The sequence below is a fragment of the Solirubrobacter pauli genome (assembly GCF_003633755.1).
GTDB lineage: Bacteria > Actinomycetota > Thermoleophilia > Solirubrobacterales > Solirubrobacteraceae > Solirubrobacter > Solirubrobacter pauli.
This window is the reverse complement of sequence record NZ_RBIL01000001.1, coordinates 1546024-1567288: the sequence shown is the minus strand read 5'-3', so window position 1 is coordinate 1567288 and position 21265 is coordinate 1546024. Positions and strand designations below refer to the sequence as shown.

Below are 21265 nucleotides of genomic sequence, written 5' to 3'. Positions count from 1 at the left end.
CCCTTCCCGCAAAGAGCACCGAAAGGGGCCGGGTCCGCCGATCCGGCCCCTAGTGTCGGGTCGGGTCCATGTCCGATCTCGACTTCCACGTCCCCGACTTCGCGCCCGCGGCGCCGGAGGAGCTCGCCGCCGGCAGCGGCCGCTTCAAGGTCTTCGCCTACCTGACGGCGCCGCACGCCGAGCGGTACGTGCAGATCATGGAGCTGTTCGTCGTGCACAAGCGGCGCTTCGGGCTGCGGCTCGCGCCGCGCGAGCTGCTGCAGATGTGGCTGGACGCCGCACCGGACACGGCGCCCACCCAGGACGAGCTGATCGCCCTGCTCGAGCAGCTCTACGAGTGGGAGGCGGTGGACCGGCAGGCCGACACGGGCCGCGCCGGCAGCACGGCGGAGTTCAAGCGCGCGCGGAACACGTACGACATCACCGCGGCCGGTGAAGCCTCGTGGGAGGCGGCGCAGCGGGTGCTCGCGCTCGAGCGGCGCGTCGCCTCGCTGGGCAACCAGCGCCTGCGCCGGATCGCGGGCACGCTGGACGCGCTCGCGGAGACCGTCCAGCAGACCCCCGTCGACGGCCAGCGCGCCGAGCAGCTGCTCGTCACGCTGCGCGCGGAGATCGCCGACACCGTGCAGGGCATCTCCGCGTTCATGCGCGAGCTGGGCGAGGTGATGACGCTCGGCGAGCGGCTCGAGCGCGAGCCGTTCCTGGCCTACAAGGCGCGCGTCGTCGACCACCTGCAGCACTTCGACCCCGTGCAGCGTGAGTCGCACGCGCGCTTCACCGTCGCCGCACGTGCGGTCGAGGCGCACCTGGAGGCGCTTGTCGGCGCGATGGTCGCCACGGGCGGCCAGGTGGCGGGGTACCGCCAGGCGCCCGAGCAGGCCGACCAGCTGCGCGCCGCCGCCATCCGCGAGGAGTGGCGCCAGGCGCACGACTGGCTCGTCGGCCGGGGCGAGACGACCCCGTGGGAGCAGCTGCGCCGGACCATCAACGGCGCCGTCGACTGGCTGCTGGACACGTGGAGCCGGATGGCGTCCGAGCAATCGGGCCGGCTGGACCGCTCGAGCGACTACCGGCGCCTGGCACAGCTGCTCGTCGAGGACCCGGACTCGGGCCCGGAGCTGTTCCACCTGGCGTTCGCGATGTCGCCCGCCCGCCACCTCGCGGTGCCCGACCCCGACGAGGACCAGCTCGACAGTGGCGCCACCCAGTCATGGTGGAGCGTCCCCGGCCTGCTGATGGACCGCACGCTGCGGCTGCCGTCCAGCCGCAGCGGCACCCAGGGCCGGACGCCGCGGATCCCGGACGTCACCCAGGCGCGGGAGCTTGCGCGCGTGGAGGCCGAGCAGGACGCGAAGGCCGTCGACGCGCTGCGCAAGCGGCTGCTGTCGCTGGACGGGAAGCGGCTCTCGCAGCTCCACCTGCTCGACGAGGACTCGCTGGCGGCGGTCGACGAGTGGATCATGGAGTGCGGCACCCGCGCGACCGGTCCGGACGACCGTGGCCCGTGGCGGCACGTGGACACCGGCCGTGAGCTCGCCGTCGCCCTCACGCCGGTGGACGGGCGCGCGCGCATCCGCACCGCCGCCGGCACGTGGGAGCTCGACGACCTGCAGCTCGAGGTCGCGGCGGCGTGAACGACGACACGTTGGCGACGCGGCAGCGCGCCGTGCGGCTGCTGCTGCGCGATGGCTGGATCGAGCGGCGCGACGAGCCCGAGCTGATGGAGGTCGTCTGGCGCGAGCGCGAGGCGCTCATCGCGGAGGTGTTCGAGGTGCTGGGCTACCGGCTGGACGTCGAGCGCGACATGGCGCGCCTGCGCAAGCGCCCGCTCCAGGCCGACCCGCAGGGCCGTGTCCCGCGCGTGCGTCCGGAGGCGAAGGGCGGCCCGACCCGCGACTGGTGGCCCGCGTTCCGCTACCGGCACTACCTCGTGCTGTTCTGCCTGCTGGCCGAGCTCGAGCGCGACGCCACCCGCCCGCAGGCGCTGATCTCGACGCTCGCCGAGGACGTCCGCCGCGCGGTCATGGACCAGGGCGAGGCGCTCGACTACACGCAGGCCGCGCACCGGCGCGTGCTCTGCGACGTGCTCCGCTGGCTCGAGGACCACGGCGTGCTGCAGGTCGTCGACGGCGACCGTGAGGCGTTCGCCACCGCCGACCCGCGCGCGGTCGAGGCGCTCTACAACATCGACCGCGTCCGGCTCGAGCGGCTGGCGCCGAGCTTCCTGATCGCCGACGCCGACCGCGAGGAGATCCGCCGCCGCGCGCTCGCCGAGCCGACGCCGCCCTCCGAGGACGCCCGCCGCACCCGCCTGCGACTGCACACCGCGCGCCGCCTGGCCGAGCATCCGGCCGTCTACTTCAAGGACCTTTCGATGGAGGAGCAGCTGCACTTCCGCCATCAGCGGCGGGCGATCGCCGACCGCGTATGCGCGCTCACCGGCCTGGTCGCCGAGCACCGCCAGGAGGGCACGTGCCTGATCGACCCGACCGCGTCGGAGGCCACGGACCTGCGCTTCCCGACCTTCCAGCGCGACCGCCAGGCGGCGCTGCTGATCGGCGCCGGCCTGGCCGCCGAGCACGGCCGCACGGGCTTCACGGCCGAGGACGTCCGCCGGGCGGCGCGTGACCTGCTGACCGCGCACCCCAAGTACTTCGCCAAGCCCGAGGACGTGATGGCGCGCGAGGCGGTCGAGCAGCTCGAGGCGCTGGACCTGCTGGCCACCGACGGCACGACGCTGCAGCTGCGGCCCGCGTTCGGCCGCTTCCGCGAGGCGGTCGGCACCACCGAAGAACCCACCGATCCCCAGGAGTCGCTGCTGTGATGCGCGGTCGCTTCACGCGCATGGGCGTGATCAACCTCTACGAGTACGCCAACGAGGTCTTCGTCTTCGAGGACGGCAAGCTCGTGATCAAGGGCGCCAACGGCGTCGGCAAGTCACGCGCGCTGGAGCTCACGTTCCCGCTCCTGCTGGAGGGGAACATCGCCGAGTACCGCGTCGACACCTCCGGCAAGCAGGGCCGCCCGTTCGCCTGGAACCTGTCGCTCGGCGACGTCTACACGCGCCGTGTCGGGTACGTCTGGCTGGAGACGCTGATGCCGGTCGGCGAGGACGGCGAGACGGAGTACGTCACGGTCGGTATGGGCGCGTCGGGCGGCCAGTCGGGCGGCAGCCAGACGACCGACAGCACGTGGTTCTTCCTGCTGCGCGGCGCGCGCATCCTCGACCCCGCGCGCGGCGTCGGCGAGGTCGACCTGGCGCCGGACGGCCAGCCGCTCAGCCGCCGGGCGCTCGGGGGCGCGCTCGGGCCGAGCGGGCGCACGTTCACGGCCGCGATGGACTACCGCCGCGCCGTCAACGACGCGCTGTTCGGGTTCGCGTCGATGGACGCGTACCAGTCGATGGTCAACCTGCTGTTCCTGCTGCGCCGGCCGAAGCTCGCCGAGGTGCTCACGCCCGAGGTGTTCGACGAGCAGCTCACGAACTCGCTGCCGGAGCTGGACCTCACCCTCGTCAAGGAGGGCGCCGACCGGCTGGACATGCTCGAGCGGATGCGCGAGCGGATCGACGGCCTGCAGGCCGACCGGGACGCGGCGGTCGCGTTCGGCGAGGTCTACGAGCGGTACGTGCTGCGGCTCGGCCACGAGCGCGCGACGCGGCTGCTGGACACCGAGCGGATCCGCGAGTCGGCCGAGCAGGCCGCGGCGGGCCTGCGCGCGGACCGCGAGCAGCTCGAGCGCGACCAGGTCCGCCACACCGAGCAGCTCGTCGACGCCGACGCGCGCCGTGAGCGGTTGGAAGGCCAGCGCGAGGCGCTGCTGCGCAAGCTCAACAGCCCCGGCGCGCAGCGGCTCAACGAGGCGACCGCGGCCGCGCAGGCGGCCGAGAAGACCTACAGCGCGCTCAACCGCCGCGTGCTGGAGCTGCGCGAGGACCTCGACGAGCGGCGCGCCGAGCTGCAGCGGCTGAGCGCGGACGCCGACGGCGCCGAGGCGCAGCTGCGCGCGGCGCAGGCGGGGATCGACACCCGCGCGGGCGAGTGCGGCGTGCCGCCGCGGCCCTGGCCGGCTGCGCTGGACGCGCTCACCGCGCACGTGGAGACGATCGAGCGCGAGCGCCGGCACCGTGAGCAGCTGCTCTCCCGCGCCGCGCAGCTCGACGCCGAGCTGGACCGCGTCGTCGACGTGCTCGAGCGGGCGGAGCGGCACGCCGAGCGGCTCGTCGGCGCGCTGGAGGGCAAGCAGGCGGACGCGCTCACCGCCGCCGAGTCGGCGACCGCGGCCCGTGAGGAGGTCGAGGACCAGGTGCGCTGGTGGGCGGGGGACCTGGCGGAGCTGTCGCTGACCGCGGACGTCGTCGAGGACATCCTCGCGGGCCTCGACGGGGAGAGCGCGCTGCTCGACCTCGCGCCGATCGCGGTCGCCCACGACGCGCACCGCGAACGCGTCGGCGCCGACCGCGCGGCCGCCGAGCACGCCCTCGCGCGCATCGACGGCGAGCTGGGCGCGGCCCGCGAGGAGCTCGCCCGGCTGGCGCGCGGCGTCAACGGGCGCCCCGACCTGGCGGCGTGGCGCGACGACGCCGACGGTCCCGCGCTGTGGGAGCTGGTCGACTTCAAGGACGGCCTGACCGCCGCGCAGCGCGACGGGCTCGAGGCGGCGCTGGACGCGAGCGGCCTGCTCACGGCCGTCCCCGCGGCCGACGGCGTGCGCACGGCGGACGGGCAGCTGCTGCTCGTGGCGGCCGAGCCGGTCTCGGGCAAGAGCCTCGCCGACGTGCTCGCGATCGACCCGGACGCCCTCGGCGCCGCGCTCGAACGCACGGACACGCCGACGGTGGACATCGACGCGCTGCGCGCCGCCCTCGCGAGCGTGGCGATCGCGCCCAAGGACGCCGGCGCGGCCGCGGCCAAGCGCGGCCCGGTGGTGCTCGGGCTCGACGGCTCGTGCGCGGTCGGCCCGCTGCGCGCGCAGCGCGACGTCCGGCCTGCCGCGTGGGTCGGGGCGACCGCGCGCGAGCGGGGCCGGCTCGCGCGCCAGGAGCAACTGGACGGCGACGTCGTGGCGCTCCAGGCCGAGGCCGAGCGCATCCGGCAGGCGCTGCGCGCGCTGGAGGCGAAGGCGGGTCGGGCGACCGCCGAGGCGCAGGCGCTGCTCGGCAAGGACCGTGGGTACGCCGCGGCGCGCAGTCGCCAGCACACGGCGGAGGCGGCGGCCGAGGTCGCGCGGGACGCCGTGCGCGTCGCCGAGGAGGATGTCGTCGGCGCGCGCGCCGCGGCCCGCGACGCCCGCTTGGTCGCCAGCAGCTTCCAGCGCGAGCACGAGCTTCCCGACCGCGCGGGGCGCCAGACGCTGGCCGAGGGCCTCGCCGAGCTGCGCACGCAGCTGCGGGAGCTGGGCGGGCCGGCCGAGCGGCTCACGCGTGACCGGCGCCAGCACGAGGCGGTCGCGGCGAAGCTTGGCGGCAAGGAGCAGGGGCTCGTCGCGGCCGAAGCGGAGCTCGAGCTCGCGGACGAGGAGCGCGAGCGCCGCGCCGGCGAGCTGGAGATGGTCAAGCAGCTCGAAGGCCCGGAGCTGCTCAGCGTCCAGGACGAGCTCGACCGCACCGAGCCGGCGCTGGCCGAGGTCAAGGCCGCGCTCAAGGCGCTCGCCGACCAGGGCGCGGAGCTGACCAAGCGGGCCGCGGTGCTGGACGCGCAGGTCGAGGTCGTCGGCGGCCGGGTGAAGGCGGCGGTCGCCGGTCGCGACGCCGCGCGCGCGGCGCTGGCCGTGCTCGGCGCCCACGGGCTGCTGGAGCTGCCGGGCGAGCCGCTCGACGCGGCCCGCGCGCTGGTCGCCCGCGGCGCGCCGACCGACAGCCTGACGCAGCTCAGCACGCGCGTGAGCGCGCAGATCACCGCGCTGCGGGAGGCGCTCTCACCCTCGCGCGGGTACGTCGTCGCGCAGGAGTACCCGGGCGACGACCGCGATCTGATCGTCGTGACGGTCGCCCGCTCCGGCGAGCACCAGCGCGTGCGCGACCTCGCCGAGCAGCTCGCCACCGAGCTCGAATCGCTGAAGGCGAGCATCTCCGAGCAGGAGCAGCAGCTGATGCGCAAGTGGATCGTCGACGGCCTCGCCGACGCGCTCGCCGTGCGGCTGGCCGAGGTCCGCGAGCAGGTCGAGCGCACGAACCGGGTGCTCGCCCGCTGCCGGACGCACTTCGGCATCCGCGTCGGCCTGCAGTGGGAGATCGAGGCGGAGGCGGCGGACGCGCTGCGCGACACCGTCGCGCTGCTCAAGCGCGGGCCGGGCATGCTCGACGCCGACGCGCAGGCGCAGCTCGGCGACCAGCTGCAGGCGCTGATCGACGCCGAGCGCGACCGCGGTGAGGGCACGACCGCCGAGCAGATCGCGCGGGCGCTCGACTACCGCGCCTGGCACCGGTTCTGGGTGCAGGTCACGCGCGACGGCGGGCCGACGCGCAAGCTCACCAACCGGCTGCTCGTCGCCGGCTCCGGCGGCGAGCGGGCGATCATGCTCCAGCTGCCGCTGTTCGCCGCGCTCGCGGGCTTCTTCGACGGCGCGGCGCTGCCGTCCCCGCGGGCGCTCGTGCTCGACGAGGCGTTCGAGGGCATCGACGACGCGCACGCGCGGCAGATGCTCGAGGTGCTCGGCGAGCTCGACCTGGACTTCATGATGGCCTCCTACAAGCTGCGGCCGTTCGTGCCCACGCACCGGTTCGCGCTGATCAACCTGCGCCGGTTCCGCTCGCAGCGCGTGGTGGTCGGTCAGCGGTCGGTCTGGACCGGCAGCCAGCTCGTCGCGGACGAGTAGGCACGAGGATCGGGGTGCGGATCTCCGCACCCCAACCAGTACGGGTCGACCAACATTTGGGTCGAGCCCTGATGCCGGTGCGGCGGTGCGGCGCGAGAGTGCGGTCCATGCACGACGCACCCCTCTTCAGCCGGCGACGGATCGCCGGCGCCGCCGCCGCTCTGGCGCTGCTCGCGCTCGGCGCGCCCGCCGCGGCGCAGGCCGACTCGATCGCCTACATCAAGGCGGGCAACGTGTTCCTCGCCACCACGGACGGTGCTCGCGAGTACCAGGTGACGTTCGACGGCGGCTACTCGACCGTCTCCCAGGCCGACAGCGGCCGCATGGTCGCGCTGCGCGGTGATCGCATCCGCCACCTGGAGCGCGACGGCTCGGTGATCGCGGACATCGCCACGCCGGTCTCCACCTCGACGGACCCGACGCTGCAGTTCAAGGGCCCGTTCGACCCGGCGATCTCCCCCGACGGCCGACGCGTGGCGTACACGTACTACTGGCAGTACGTCGGCCAGGACCCGTACTGCAACCCGTCCAACGGCTGCTACCTCAAGCGCCTCTACCACGGCACGGCGTTCACGGACCCGAACCGCCTGACCGCGTGGGACGAGCCGGGCTTCCGTCGCCGCTCGGGCTGGATCGACGCCTCGTGGGTCGACAACAGCACGGTGCTCCTCAGCGACCCGTACATCATGCCCAACGAGGACACGGTGCTGTGGACGCCGGACTCGCCGGACGACAGCCAGGGCCTCAAGCGCTGGTTCGAGGACTACCACTTCCACGGCAAGGTCAAGGACTCGATCATGTCGCGCGACAAGTCCGTGCTCGCCACCGTCACGGACGACGGCAAGAGCATGAGCATCTCCAACCTGGTCGGTGGCTACCACCCCGCCTACCCGGAGCGCTGCGCCCAGGCGACGACCGACTTCACCGACGGCAAGATCGCGAGCCCGACGTTCAACGCCGACGGCACGCGGATCTTCTGGGCCGACTCCGGCGACGGCATCCACACCGCCGCGCTGCCGCACTACACCGTCAAGGGTGAGTGCACGCCGCTGACCGACGGCGGCAAGCTGCTGGTCGCCGGCGCGAGCTACCCGTCGTGGGGCCCGGCCGACGTGCCGGCCGCGCGGCCCGCTCCGCCCGCCCCCGGCAACCCGGGTGGTCCCGGCAAGGGCGGCCCCGGTGGCGGCGGCGGGACGACCCCGACGCCCGGCCAGCCCGGCGGCGGCTCCGGCACCACGCTGAGCGTGACGAAGGTCAAGCTCGCGGCGGCGCTCAAGCGGGGCCTCGTGATCAAGCTCAAGGGCGCGACCAACGGCAAGCAGGCCGTGGCCGCCAAGTACGGCAAGACGACCGTGGCCAAGGGCAGCGTGACCGTCAAGCGGGGCGAGGGCCAGGCGACGCTGCGCTTCACGAAGGCCGGCAAGGCCAAGCTGAAGGGCAAGAAGACCGTGAAGCTGAGCATCACCGGCGCGGGCGCGAGCCTGACCGTGACGCTCAAGCGCTGAGCGCGGGCGCCGATCTGGCGCCGCCGACGCTCACCCGGACGGCCTGAGGGGGCCCAGTGGGCGGCCACCAGCGATGGTGGCCGCCTACTCTGTTGGCGATGTCCGGCGGCCTGCTCTCGCGCGAGGACGAGCTGGCCGCGGTGACGCGGGCGGTCGACGCCGCGTTCACCGGCTCCGGCGCTGTCCTCCTGCTCGAAGGTCCCGCGGGCATCGGCAAGACCACCGTGCTCGAAGCCGCCCGCCGGATCGCGGGCGAGCGCGACGCGCTGGTGCTCTCCGCCCGCGCGTCCGAGCTGGACCGCACGTTCGGGTTCGGCCTCGTCCACCAACTGCTGGACCGCGCCGCCCGTCCCGAGCTGCTCGTCGGCGCCGCCGCGCACGCGAAGCTCGTGCTCGACCCGTCCGCGGGCGCCGCCGAGGACGCCGGCTTCGCCGTCCTGCACGGCCTGTACTGGCTCGCGGCCAACCTCGCCGAGGAGCGCCCGGTCGTCCTCCTCGCCGACGACCTCCACTGGGCCGACGTGCCCTCGCTGCGCTTCCTCGAGTACCTCGCGCGGCGGATCGACGGCCTCGCCGTCACGGTCGTCGCCACCACCCGCCCGCAGGAGCCGGGCGCCCCGGCCGAGCTGCTCGACGAGCTGCGCATCTCCGCGACCGTCGTCCGCCCGGGGCCGCTCCCGCGCGAAGCGGTCGCCGACCTGCTCGCGGCCGAGCTCGGCGCGACGCCGACCCCGGCCATGGTCGAGACCGCCCTGGAAGTGACGGGCGGCAACCCGCTCCTGCTCTCCGTGCTGGCCCGCGAGGCCTCCAACGCGGGCGCGCAGTCGCCCGAGCAGCTCGCCGAGCTGGGCGCGCGTGGCGTCGCGCCCGCGGTCGAGCGCCGCCTGCGCCCGCTCGGCCCGGACGCCGTGGCCACGGCCCGCGCGGTCGCCGTGCTGGGCGAACGCGCGACGGCGGACGACGTCGCCATCGTCGCGGGCCTGGAGGCCGCGCGCGGCGCCGTCGTCGAGGCGCTCGACAGGCTCGCCGCCGCCGACGTGCTCGTCGGACGCGCGTTCGTGCATCCGCTCGTGCGCGCGGCCGTGCTCGACGCCATGCCCGCCGGAGAGCGTGCGGCGTTGCACCGGGCGGCCGCGCTGCGCCTCCGCGATCGTGGCCTCCGGCCCGGTGCCGTCGCGCCCCACTGGCGGGCCGCGGAGCCCGCCGGGGACGAGCGCGCGGTGGCGGACCTGCGCGCCGCGGCGCGGGAAGCGGTGACCGAGGGCGCGACCGACCTGGCCGCGGACCAGCTCGCGCGGGCGCTGGACGAGCCGCCGAGCACGGCGGCGGAGCGGCTCGACGTCGCGCTCGAGCTCGGCGAGCTGGAGGTGCGCGTCCAGCGGCCGGAGGGGCCGTCGCGGCTGCGGCGGCTGCTGCGCGACGGGCTCGACGGCGACGCGGCGGCGCGCGCCCACGCCGCGCTCGCCAACCATCTCGTGCACACGGACCCTGCCGCGGCCGTGAGCGAGCTCGAGCAGGCGACCGTGGACGCGGCCGACCCGACGCTCGCGCTGCGGCTGGAGGCCGGGCTGCTGGAGGCGCTGCTGCTCGCCGACGTCGACCCCGTGCGCCTGCGCGCCCGGATCGATCGTGGCCTCGAGCAGGATCCGCCGTCGCTCGCCGCGCTCGCCGCCGCCGCGAACGACCGGGCGCTGCGCGGGAACCTGCCGACCGACGAGCTGATCGCGCTGTGCGAGCGGGCCCTCGGCGGCGGGGAGCTGCTGGCGACGGTCGGGCCCGCGAGCTCGACGTGGAACCTGGTCACCCACGCGCTGCGCTTCGCCGAGGACGCGCGCGGCGCCGAGCGGGCGCTGCAGGCCGGCGACCGCGCCGTTCGCGAGCAGGGCCTGCTCGCCGCGACGCTGTTCGTCGAGCAGGCCTGGGGGTACTGGCACCGCGACTTCGGCTCGGTCGCGCTCGGCGCGGCGCGCGCCCGCAGCGGCCTGGAGGCGATCCGCGCCCAGGGCATGGTCACGACCGTGCCGGCGCTGAGCGCGATCCTCGCCGAGAACCTGGTCGAGCTCGACCGCCTCGACGAGGCGGCCGCCGAGATCGACGTCGACCTGGGCGCCGCGGCGGGCACGTTCATCGAGCCGTTCGCGCTGACCATCCGCGGCCGCGTGCGCTTCCTGCTGCGCCGCTTCGACGAGGCCGAGACGGACCTGCGGCGCGTCGTCGCCTTCGCCGACGCGCGCGGCTGGGCGTCGCCGAACGCGGTCTTCGGCCGGCTCCGGCTCGCCGAGGTACTCGCCGCGACCGGCCGGGCGGACGAGGCGCTAGAGCTGATGGACCACGACATCGCCGCCGCGCGCACGGCCGAGCGTCCCGGCTGCCTGGGCATGGCGCTCCGCCGGCGCGCGCTCGCCCAGCTCGGCGACGAGGCGATCGACACGCTGCGCGACGCGGTCGCCGCGCTCGAGCCGACCGACCTGCAGCGCGAGCACGGCTGGGCGCTGCACGACCTCGGCGCGCGGCTGCGCATCCGCGGCGACCGGGTGGAGGCGCGCGAGCCGCTGCGGCGCGCGCTCGAGCTGGCCGCGCGCACGGAGTCGGCGCTGCTCGCCCGGCTCGCGCATGAGGAGCTCGAGGCCTCCGGCGCACGGCCGCGGCGCGAGCGGCTCGAGGGTGTCGGGGCGCTCACGCCGGCCGAGCGGCGCGTCGCCCAGCTCGCCGCCGAAGGCCTCACGAACCGCCAGATCGCCGAGACGCTGTGGGTGACGCTCAAGACGGTCGAGGTGCATCTCGGCCGCTCCTACAGCAAGCTCGGGATCTCCTCCCGGCGTGACCTGGCGGGCGCACTCGGCCTGGAGGGCGAAGCGGCCGCGGCCTGACCTGAGTTAGGGTGCCCTAATGCGCCTGACTCTCATCTTGGCCGCGATCCTGCTCGTCTTCGCAGGCTGCGGTTCATCCGACGAGCCCGAAGACCGCGCCCTCGAGGGCAGCACCGCCACGGTCGAGACCGCGACCGAGACGTTCCCCCAGACCGTCGAGCACACCTTCGGCACCACGACCGTGGAGAAGAAGCCGGAGCGGATCGTCGTCGTCGGGCTGACCGAGCAGGACATCGTGCTCGAGCTCGGCTACAAGCCGGTCGCCACCACCGAGTGGTACGGCGACCAGCCGTACGCCGTGTGGCCGTGGGCGCAGGAGGCGCTCGGCGACGCCAAGCCCGAGGTCCTCAGCAACGCGGACGGCTTCCAGTTCGAGAAGATCGCGGCGCTGCGGCCGGACCTGATCATCGGCGCGAACGCCGGCATGGAGAAGAAGGACTACGAGCAGCTCTCGCGGATCGCGCCGACGATCGCCACGCCCAAGGGCGGCACGCAGTACTTCTCGCCCTGGGACGACCAGGTCGAGGTCGTCGCCAAGGCGCTCGGCAAGCCGGAGGAAGGCGCCAAGCTGATCCAGCAGGTCAAGGACGACTACGCCGCCGTCGCGGCCGAGAACCCCGACTTCAAGGGCAAGACGGCCACCTTCGCCCAGAACGCGTTCTACGACGGCGAGATCTACGTCTACCCGCAGGGCCTGAGCACGGAGTTCCTCGAGTACCTCGGCTTCACCATCAACCCGAAGCTCACGCCGCTGGTCAAGAACCCGGGCGAGCAGGTCGCGGTCGCCGAGGAGCGCCTCGACGTCATCGACGCGGACGTGATCGTGTTCGCGACCGAGAAGGCGAGCGACATCGCGAACCTCAAGAAGGTGCCGACCTTCGGCTTCCTCGAGGCCGTCGAGGGCTCCCGTGCCGTCTACACGGACCCGATCCTCAGCGGCGCGATGTACTTCGTCACGCCGCTGTCGTTCAAGTACATCCTCGAGAAGCTCACGCCCGCCCTCAAGGACGCCGTCGCCGGCCAGTCCCCTGAGGAGTTGGTCGGCGGCTAGGCCCGGTCGGCGGTGTAGGCGTGCCAGAGGGCGGCGTAGGCGCCCTCGGCCGCCACGAGCTCCGCGTGCGTGCCGCTCTCGACGATCCGGCCCGCGTCCATGACGATGATCCGGTCGGCGCGGGCCGCCTGCGTGAGGCGGTGCGCGACGACCAGCGCCGTGCGGCCGCGCAGGACCGTGTCGGCGGCGCGTTCGAGGACGCGCGCGCCGGCGCTGCCCGCCTCGGCCGTCGCCTCGTCGAGGACGGCGATCCTCGGGTCGGCGAGGTGAAGGCGCGCGAGCGCGAGCTGCTGCGCCTGCGCGGGCGTGAGCTCGACGCCGCCGTGGCCGACGACGGCGTCCAGGCGGGCCCAGCCGGCGTCGACCGCGTCGAGCGCGCGCTGCAACTGCTCGTCGGTGGCGTCCGGCTTCGCCAGCCGCAGGTCGTCCGCGAGCGTGCCCGCGAACACGTGCACCTCCTGCGTGACGAGCGCGACCTGGCCGACGTCGACCGTGCCGTCCGTGGGCGTGTGGAAGCGCGCGACGACCTTCGCCAGCGTCGTCTTGCCCGAGCCCGACACGCCCACGACCGCCACCCGCTCGCCCGCGGCGATGTGCAGGTCGACGTCGTGCAGGACGGTCGGCCCGCCGTCGTACGCGTGCCGGATCCCGTCGAGGGCGACGTGCGCGCCGGGATGCGGCTCGGCTGGCGGCGGCTCCGGCACCTGGAGGACGCCGACGAGCCGGGCGAGCGCGGCGAGCGCGCGGTTCGCCTCGTCGATCGTGCCCAGCACGATGTTGAACTGGTCGAACGTGCGGATGAACAGCAGCGCGGCGGCGGTGGCCGCGCCGACCGAGATGCTGTCGGCTTTGACGAGGAAGTAGCCGGCGACGAGCGTCGAGGCGGTGCCGACGAACTCGGCCGCGTTCAGGCGCGAGCTGAAGTGCGTGGAGATGCGGATCGTCCGGACGACCGCGGCGACGCTGGACAGCGAGCGCGCCTCGACGCGCGGCAGCGCCGTCGGCTGCAGGCCGAGCGCGCGGATCGTCCGGGCGCCACCGACGACGTCGAGGATCGCCTGCGCGCGCTCGCCGCTGACCCGGCGCTCGTCGGCGTAGGCGGGGCCCGCTCGCTTCGCGTACCAGCGGACCGCCCAGACCTGCACGGGCACGACGAGCAGCGCCGCGAGCGTGAGCCGCGGATCGATCGTGGCGAGGCCGACGAACGTCAGCCCGAGCGTCAGGCTCGCCGCGGCCAGCGGCGGGACGGCTTCGACGACGGCTTCGCTGAGGACCGCGATGTCGTCACCCAGGCGCGAGAGCAGGTCGCCGCGCCCGCCGCGCTCGACCTGCTCGGCGGGGAGCTTGAGGGCGCGCGCGACGACGCGCTCGCGCAGGGCCGCGAGGACCGGCTGGCCGAGGTTCGAGATCAGGATCAGGCCGACGGCGAACAGCAGCGCCTCGCCGATCGCGACCCCCACGAGCGCCAGCGCGGGCCCGGTGATCGAGCGCTGCTCGTCGACGCGGTCGACGATCTCGCCCAGGAGCAGCGGACCGGCGAGGCCGAGCGCGGCCGCCGCGACGAGCACCCCGAGGGCGATCGCGGCCTGGCGGCGACGCGGGCGCAGGAGTTCGCGGACGACGGCCCAGGACTCGCGCGGGGTCGCGGTCGGCAACGCCTTCACGCGACCGCCTCCCGGTAGGCCTCGTCCTCGAGCAGGGCGGCGTGGCTGGCCGTGGTGACGGTGCCACCGGTGATGTGCGCGACCTGGTCGCAGGCGGCCAGGAGAAGCGGGCTCGTGGTCACCAGGATCGTCGTGGCGCCGCGCCGGGCGTCGCGCAGGGCGGCGGCGACGCGGGCCTCGGTCGCCGCGTCGAGCGCGGTCGTGGGGTCGTGCAGGACGAGCACCGGCGCGTCGGTCGCCAGTGCGCGGGCGAGCGCGATCCGCTGGCGCTGGCCGCCCGACAGCGAGCTGCCGGCGTCGGTGAGCTCGGTGTCCAGCCCGTCCGGCAGCGCGGCGATCACGTCGGTGGCGGCCGCGGCGGCGAGCGCGGTGTCGGCCCCGCCGGGCACGTTGTCGCGCACCGTGCCCGACAGCAGCGTGGCCTCGTGCGGGGCCACGACGACGGTCGCGCGCGCCGCGGCCGGATCGAGCGCCGCCAGCGCCACGCCGTCGACGAACACCGCGAGGTCCTGACCCTCCCGAGCGAGCGCGGCCAGCAGCGGAGCCGGGTCGTCGGCGACGACGCCGAACAGCGAGCCCGCGGGCACGTGCACCCGCGGTGCGGCGTCGTCAGCGTCCGGCGTGGCGCCCCGGCCGGGAGCGCGCGACCCCGGTCCGCGCGGAACATCCCCCTCTTGCGGCGAAGCCGGTTCCGCGCGACCGGGGTCGCGCGCTCCCGGCTCCCACGGCGTCTGCGCTCCTCCGATCGCCACGGTCGGCGCCGCGCTGCACCGCAAGGCGACCGGCTCAGCGGGTGCGGGCACGGCCGGCGGCGCCGACAGCACCTCGGCCAGCCGCGCCGACGACGCGCGCGCCCGTGCCAGCAACCCGCCGACCCACGCGAGCCGGCTCAGCGGCCCGACCAGGAACTGCGTGACGCCGGCGGCCGCGATCAGCTCGCCGAGCGAGAGCTCGCCGTCCAGCGCGAGCCGGCCTCCGACGAACGCCACGCCGGCGACGGCGAGGCCGCCGACGAGGACGGCGACCGCGCCCAGCGCGATCTCCGCGCGGGCCGCGGCCAGCGTCGCCCGCAGCGACGACCGGCTCGCCGCCCGGTAGCGCTCCGCGGCCGTCTCCGCCGCGCCGATGCCCTGGAGCACGCGCAGCCCGGTCACGAGGTCGGCCGCCACGCCCGACGCGTCCGCGGCCTCGGCCTGCTGGCCCGCGGCCCGACGGCTGAGCAGGGCGCCCAGCCGGCCGCCGGCCCAGACGATCACCGGCAGCCCGACGAGCACGGTCAGGCCGAGCGTCACCGACGTCACCAGCAGCACGACCGTCCCTGCCACCAGCGCGACGACGACGCCCGCGCCGTAGCCGATCCCCGCGATCACGCCGGCCGACGCGTCCACGTCGGCGGTGGTCACGCTCAGCAGCTGGCCCGGCATGAGCCCGGCCTCGCCGCCGCCGCGCGGGTCGACGACGCGCCGCAGCACCCGCATCCGCAGCCCGTGGGCCGCGGTCTCGCGCGCCCGCTCCTCGGCCCGCGCGCCCTCGCGGTAGGCCGTCGACAGCAGCACGAACAACCCGGCCAGGAGCCCGACCCAGAGCAGCAGGGCGCCGCCGTCCCCGGGCGCGACCGCGTCGTCGATCGCCGCGCCGACGACCACCGGCACGAGCGCTTCGAAGCCCTGGTGTGAGCCCAGCAACGCGGCCGCGAGAGCCACGCGCCACCGGTGGGCGCGCACGACGCCCCGGAGCAGCGCGCCGCCCGTCACGCCTGCGAGGCGGCGGGGACGACCATCGGCGCCCCCGTCGCAGGGCACGGCACGACGAGGCATTTGAGGCCGAAGACGCGCTCGACCAGCTCCGCGGTGACGATCTCCGCCGGCGGTCCTTCGGCGACCACCGCGCCGTCGCGCATCGCGATCAGGTGCGTCGCGTAGCGGCACGCGTGGTTGAGGTCGTGCAGCACCGCGACGAGCGTCCGGCCCTCGACGTGGAGCTTCGCGCACAGGTCGAGCACCTCGACCTGGTGGGCGATGTCGAGGAAGGTGATCGGCTCGTCGAGCAGCAGCAGCGGCGTCTCCTGCGCGAGCGCCATCGCGATCCAGACGCGCTGGCGCTGCCCACCGGAGAGCTCGTCGACCAGACGCGTGGCGAGCTCTTCGATGTGCGTCTGCGCCATCGCCTCGTTCACGGCGCGCTCGTCCTCGTGCGACCACTGGCGCAGCAGCCGCTGGTAGGGATGGCGACCGCGCGCGACGAGGTCGACGACCGTGATCCCGTCCGGTGCGACCGAGGACTGGGGGAGCAGGCCGAGCCGGCGCGCGACCTGCTTGGTCGGCAGCGACGAGATCTCCTGCCCGTCGAGCAGGACGCTGCCCGCGCGCGGCTTGAGCATCCGCACGAGCGCGCGCAGCAGGGTCGACTTGCCGCACGCGTTCGGGCCGACGATCGCGGTGAAGCCGCCCTCGGGGATGTCGACCGTCAACCGCTCGGCGACCACGCGCGCGTCGTAGGCCAGCGTCACCGATTCGGCTCGTAGCGGCGCAGCGCTCATCCGCGTCGTCCCTTTCTCCACTCCATGGTCAGCAGCCACGCCAGGTACAGCCCGCCGAACAGGCCCGTCATCACGCCGACCGGAAGCGCCCGGTCGGGCACGAGCCGCTGGGCGCCGATGTCCGAGGCCAGCGTCAGGGTGGCGCCCATCAGCGCCGAGCATACGAGCGGCAGTCCGGCGGTCCGCGCGACGCGGCGCGCGATCTGCGGCGCAGTGAGCGCGATGAAGCCGATCGGGCCGACGGCGACCGTCGTCACCGACACGAGCCCGACCGCCAGCGCGACCAGGCCTAGCCGCGCGCGCTCGACGTTGAGCCCGAGCGCGTGCGCGGAGTCGTCGCCGAGCTCGAGCGCGCGCAGCGAGCGGGCCGCGGGCACCAGCAGCGGCAGCAGCACGGCGAGCGAGAGCGCTAGCGGCCCGACGTCCTCCCACGTGCGTCCGTTCAGCGAGCCGAGCAGCCAGCGCGTCGCCTCCTGCGCCTCCTCGATCCGCGCGCGGGCGAGCAGGTAGTCCGTGATCGAGATCATCAGGTACGAGATCGCGATGCCGATCAGCACGATCCGGAAGCCGGACGTCCCGCCGCGCTTGAACGCGAGCAGGTAGACCGTGAACGCGGTGGCCACGCCGCCGGTCAGCGCGCCGACGGTGACCGCGAACCCGGACCCCGCGAGGACCGTGATGACGATCAGCGCGCCGACGGTCGCGCCCTGCGGGAAGCCGACGATGTCCGGCGAGCCGAGCGGGTTGCGCGTCAGCGACTGGAAGACCGCGCCGGACACGCCGAGCGCGGCGCCGACGAGCAGCGCGCAGAGCACGCGCGGAAGCCGCAGCTCGCGCACGATGAACGCCGACCCGGGGTCGCCGCCGCCGAGCAGCGTGCTCACGACCGTGCCCGGCGGGATGTCGAACTCGCCCGTCCCGATCGCGAACACCGACAGCGCCAGCACGATCACGACGAGCGCCAGGCTCACCAACACCGTGCGCGCGCGGATGCGCAGCGACACCGCCTCGCCGACGCGCACGACCCGGCCGGGCAGCGTGTACGGCGCGGCGCTCACAGCTGCGCGATCCGCTTGCGGCGCACGAGCGCGACGAACAACGGCGTGCCGACGACGGCCATCATCACGCCCGCCGGCATCTCGGCCGGCCGCACGATCACCCGGCCGATGACGTCGGCGACGAGGATCAGCGCGCCGCCGAGGACGGCGGAGTAGGCGAGGATCCAGCGCTGGTCGGGGCCGCACAGGGCGCGTGCCGCGTGCGGGACGGTCAGGCCGAGGAAGTAGATGGGACCGGCCGCCGCGGTGGCGGACCCGCAGAGCAGCACGATCGCGACCGCGCCGCCGATCCGGGTCGGGCCGACCTTGGTGCCGAGCGCGCGCGCCGAGTCGTCGCCGAGCGCGAGCGCGTTCAGCGAGCGGGCGAGCGCGAGCGCGATCAAGAGCCCGACGGCGACGAAGGGCACGACCGCGTCCAGCTGCGTGCGGCCGCGGCCGCCGAGCGCGCCCACCGACCAGAAGTTGTACTGCTGCAGCAGCTTGACGTCCGCGAGCGCGACGCCGTAGATCAGCGCGGTCAGCGCCGCGGTGATCGCGGTGCCGGCCAGCGCGAGCCGCACGGGCGTGGCGCCGCCGCGGCCGGCCGTGCCGATCACGTACACGGCGACCGAGGCGATCGCGGCGCCGATGAACGCGAACCACACCGAGCTCGCCGCGCCCGCCAGGCCGAGCGCGAGCGCGATCACGACCGCCGCCGACGCGCCCGCGTTGACGCCCAGCAGACCCGGATCCGCGAGCGGGTTGCGCGTGAGCGCCTGCATCAGCGCACCGGCCACGCCGATCGCCGCGCCGACGACGATCCCGAGCAGCGTGCGCGGCACGCGCAGGTCGCGGATGATCGTCTCCTCCTGCGAGCTGCCCGAGTGCAGCAGGGCGTTGACCACGTCCCCGAGCGGGATCGACCGCGCGCCCACCGCGAGGCTGAGCAGGGCCGCGAAGGTGAGCAGCGCGAACGCGATCGCGAGCCCGGCGCTGCGGGTGAACCGGCCGCCGCGGGCACGGGCGGGCGTGGCTTGAGTGGCCATGGGGACGCTCATTCCGCAGCGCGACCTTAACAGGGAGGTTGTTAGGGTGGCCTAACCCATGCGTCTGCCGTTCATCTTCCTCACATGTCTGTGCGCCCTCGTCCTTGCCGCCTGCGGGTCCGATGACTCCGAGTCCACGTCGGGTGCCCAGCCCGCCGCGGAGCAGCAGGGAGCCGCCGAGTCGGGCGCGTTCCCGGTGACCATCGAGCACAAGTACGGCTCGACGACGATCAAGAGCGAGCCCAAGCGCGTCGTCGTGGTCGGCCTGCGTGACCAGGACGCGCTGCTCGCGCTGGGCGTCGTGCCGGTCGCCACCACCGAGTGGTTCGGCAAGCACCCGGGCGCGATCTTCCCGTGGGCCAAGGAGGCGCTGGGCGACGCGACGGTGCCGACCGTGCTCACGAACACCGACGGCGTCCAGATCGAGAAGGTCGCCGCGCAACGCCCCGACCTGATCCTCGGGGTCTACTCCGGCCTGACCCAGAAGGAGTACGACGCGCTCTCCAAGCTCGCGCCGGTCGTCGCGCAGCCCAAGGACAAGGTCGACTACGGCTCCACCTGGCAGGAGGAGCAGCTGACGGCCGGCAAGGCCGTCGGCCAGCCGGAGAAGGCGCAGCAGCTCGTCGACGAGACCGAGAAGCTGATCGCCGACGCCGCCGCCGCGCACCCCGAGTTCAAGGGCAAGACCGCCGCGAACGTCTCCGACTACCAGGGCACCTTCGTCTACGGCCCGCAGGACGTGCGCACCTACACGCTCGAGGCGCTCGGGTTCACGTACCCGCAGTCGCTGCGGGACGCGTTCAAGGACGAGTTCGGCGGCCAGCTGTCGGACGAGAAGACGGACGCGATCGACGTCGACACGCTCGTCTGGTTCGCCGACGGCGACCGCGGCCCCGAGGGCATCAAGAAGGACCCGGTGTACTCGAAGCTGCGCGTCCGCAAGGAGGGCCGGGACATCTTCATCCTCGAGCAGGACCGCGTCTACGAGGCGCTCTCCTTCCCGTCGGTGCTGAGCATGCCGACGCTGCTGAAGGAGTTCGTGCCGCGCCTCGCGGCCGCCGTCGACGGCGACCCGAAGACGTCGACGGACCAGCAGGGCTAGTCGAGGAGCGCGGCGCATCGCGCCGCGCGCTCGGCCACCAACTCGGCGAGCCGTTCTGGCAGCGGGCGCTCCAGCGCCACCACGTCCGGCGCGGTCGCCGCTTCAGCGAATGCCCCCGGCGCTCTCATCGCCAGCTCGTGCGCCCGGGCGGTCAGAGCGTCGCCGTCGAGGCCGAGGTCGCGCGCGGCGCCCGGCCATGGATTCTGGCGCGAGTAGACGTCGTAGGAGCTGCCCAGCTTCATCGCGAGCTTGAGCTTGCGCTCATGCTCGTCGTATGGGAGCGCCGAAGCGATGTCGTAGAGCGGCGCGAGCCGCACTTGGTCGCCCGCCAGCAGTAGCGAGTAGTTCTTCGCGTGCGCGTCCGTGCCCGCGATCAACCAGTTCCAGATCAGGGCGTCGGCGAATCGCTGGACCGCGTCACGCGCGATCGACGGCGGCATCACGGCCCGGAACAGGTCCGCGATCTGGCGGGGGTTCGGCCCCCCTTCGTTCTGGTACTTGCGTGACGGTGGCGTGCCCAACGCCTGGCAGAGGTCTTCTTGGTGAATCCTCGTCAACTCGCGAGGGGCACTCTCGCGGCGGTCGTATCGGGTCACCACGATCGCCGTCTCGCTCTCGAACCGCGACACGGTGGTACGCGCGACGATGAGTCCCGTTCGGGAGGCTGCGTCGAGGCAGAGGTGCTCGTTGAGGTCGTGATCGTCGAGGCCGGCGACGGCGGGCTTGAGGATATGTGTGGTGGGCAGTGCGCCCCCGGGAACGCCCCAGCGTCCGTCTTGGAGCAGCAGGGCGGTTTTCGCCTGTGCGCCGCCGAGGCTGAATTGGCCGGTGAAGTTGCGACCGAGCCACGTCGTCGCGTCAGCCTGCAGATCGCGGAGCCGCTTCGCGACCTCCTCATCCGTGAGCCATGCCACCGTGCCCGTCCGTGCGAGCGCGCCGTCGACGTCCTTGGCGTCCACGAACCGCACTGCGCCGGCACAGTCTTCGCCGACCGGGCTCGCGAGCAGCGAGAACGGTGACGCAGGACTCACTTGGAACCGCTTCGCCCAGCGCTCCAGCACTTGATCGTTGTCGGGCAGCAGCCCCCATAGCCACGGCGTGACCACAGCGTCGCCGTGCTCCCCCAGCGCAAGCGGCATCGAGAGTGACAGCGGCGTGGCGTCGGCGGTGCCCCGGTACGTCTCCTCGTACGAGAAGCGCAGACCGCCGCCTCGTCGCCGCGTGAGCGTCCCGGCGACCTGGTCCTCGAGCAGCACCACCAGCGCGTCACTCATGTCGACGAAGGTCGTCGAGCACCGCGTCCAGATCCACCCGTCTGCTTGTGGTCCGGTCGACCTCCTGGTTCTCGCCGTGCACGTCGACGCTGAGACGCAGATCCAGCGCGCTGAGCAGTCGAAGCACCAGTTGCAGCTCGGAAGTGCCCTTCCCGCGTTCGAATGCGTTCACCCACTGCCGCGACACCTCCGCACGATGCGCCACCTCGGCCTGGCTGAGATGAAGGTCGAGTCGTCGTCGCTTGGCAGCCAACGCCAGGTCCCTGAGCGTGTTGATCGTCGGCACGAATGTCAGCGTACGGCGACTATCTGCATGTGTCAACGTACGGCGACACCATAAGCATGTCGTCGTACGGCGACA

Annotated in this window: 14 protein-coding genes; 7 read left to right on the top strand and 7 right to left on the bottom strand. The window is 74.2% G+C overall.

Annotation, left to right across the window (positions count from 1 at the left end):
- Positions 1-68: 68 nt before the first annotated feature.
- The 6 genes from C8N24_RS07215 (at position 69) to C8N24_RS07190 (ending at position 12242) form a co-directional block, all read left to right on the top strand.
- Positions 69-1634, top strand: coding sequence for a TIGR02677 family protein (locus C8N24_RS07215; RefSeq protein WP_121249410.1), 1566 nt, complete (start codon positions 69-71; stop codon positions 1632-1634).
- Positions 1631-2824, top strand: a complete 1194-nt coding sequence (locus C8N24_RS07210) for a TIGR02678 family protein (protein WP_170178906.1) — start codon at positions 1631-1633, stop codon at positions 2822-2824. The genes C8N24_RS07215 and C8N24_RS07210 overlap by 4 nt, the downstream gene beginning before the upstream one ends.
- Positions 2824-6816: a TIGR02680 family protein gene (locus C8N24_RS07205; RefSeq protein ID WP_121249408.1), complete on the top strand. Its 3993-nt coding sequence runs from the start codon at positions 2824-2826 to the stop codon at positions 6814-6816. The genes C8N24_RS07210 and C8N24_RS07205 overlap by 1 nt, the downstream gene beginning before the upstream one ends.
- A 107-nt stretch (positions 6817-6923) precedes the next feature.
- Positions 6924-8321: a TolB-like translocation protein gene (locus tag C8N24_RS07200; RefSeq protein ID WP_121249407.1), complete on the top strand. Its 1398-nt coding sequence runs from the start codon at positions 6924-6926 to the stop codon at positions 8319-8321.
- Between the two features lie 98 nt (positions 8322-8419).
- Positions 8420-11191 (top strand): helix-turn-helix transcriptional regulator, encoded by a 2772-nt coding sequence (locus C8N24_RS07195; protein ID WP_121249406.1) that lies wholly within the window; start codon positions 8420-8422, stop codon positions 11189-11191.
- 19 nt (positions 11192-11210) lie between these two features.
- Positions 11211-12242, top strand: a complete 1032-nt coding sequence (locus C8N24_RS07190) for an ABC transporter substrate-binding protein (protein WP_121249405.1) — start codon at positions 11211-11213, stop codon at positions 12240-12242.
- Here the strand turns inward: C8N24_RS07190 and C8N24_RS07185 are convergent.
- From C8N24_RS07185 to C8N24_RS07165, 5 genes are read right to left on the bottom strand one after another with little or no spacing between them, the layout of a single operon-like run.
- On the bottom strand, positions 12239-13906 hold the full coding sequence (locus C8N24_RS07185; protein WP_121249404.1) for an ABC transporter ATP-binding protein: 1668 nt from the start codon (positions 13904-13906) through the stop codon (positions 12239-12241). The genes C8N24_RS07190 and C8N24_RS07185 overlap by 4 nt on opposite strands.
- The gene (locus C8N24_RS07180; RefSeq protein ID WP_211339866.1) at positions 13903-15609 is read right to left on the bottom strand and encodes an ABC transporter transmembrane domain-containing protein; all 1707 of its coding nucleotides are present in this window, start codon (positions 15607-15609) and stop codon (positions 13903-13905) included. The genes C8N24_RS07185 and C8N24_RS07180 overlap by 4 nt, the downstream gene beginning before the upstream one ends.
- A gap of 47 nt (positions 15610-15656) precedes the next feature.
- Entirely contained in the window at positions 15657-16445 is a 789-nt protein-coding gene (locus C8N24_RS07175) for an ABC transporter ATP-binding protein (protein WP_121249402.1), read from the bottom strand.
- Positions 16442-17503 carry a FecCD family ABC transporter permease gene (locus C8N24_RS07170; protein WP_121249401.1) on the bottom strand — a complete coding sequence of 354 codons (1062 nt, stop codon included), beginning with the start codon at positions 17501-17503 and terminating at the stop codon, positions 16442-16444. The genes C8N24_RS07175 and C8N24_RS07170 overlap by 4 nt, the downstream gene beginning before the upstream one ends.
- Positions 17500-18528, bottom strand: coding sequence for a FecCD family ABC transporter permease (locus C8N24_RS07165; RefSeq protein ID WP_245971782.1), 1029 nt, complete (start codon positions 18526-18528; stop codon positions 17500-17502). The genes C8N24_RS07170 and C8N24_RS07165 overlap by 4 nt, the downstream gene beginning before the upstream one ends.
- 58 nt (positions 18529-18586) lie before the next feature.
- Between C8N24_RS07165 and C8N24_RS07160 the strand changes: the two genes are divergently transcribed.
- Positions 18587-19630: an iron-siderophore ABC transporter substrate-binding protein gene (locus tag C8N24_RS07160; protein WP_121249399.1), complete on the top strand. Its 1044-nt coding sequence runs from the start codon at positions 18587-18589 to the stop codon at positions 19628-19630.
- Here C8N24_RS07160 and C8N24_RS07155 read toward each other — a convergent pair.
- Together C8N24_RS07155 and C8N24_RS07150 are read right to left on the bottom strand one after the other, a co-directional pair.
- Positions 19627-20904, bottom strand: a complete 1278-nt coding sequence (locus C8N24_RS07155; protein ID WP_121249398.1) for a type II toxin-antitoxin system HipA family toxin — start codon at positions 20902-20904, stop codon at positions 19627-19629. The two genes, C8N24_RS07160 and C8N24_RS07155, sit on opposite strands and share 4 nt — an antisense overlap.
- Positions 20897-21190, bottom strand: a complete 294-nt coding sequence (locus C8N24_RS07150; protein WP_170178905.1) for a helix-turn-helix transcriptional regulator — start codon at positions 21188-21190, stop codon at positions 20897-20899. Before C8N24_RS07150 ends, C8N24_RS07155 begins: the two co-directional genes overlap by 8 nt.
- Positions 21191-21265 lie beyond the last annotated feature (75 nt).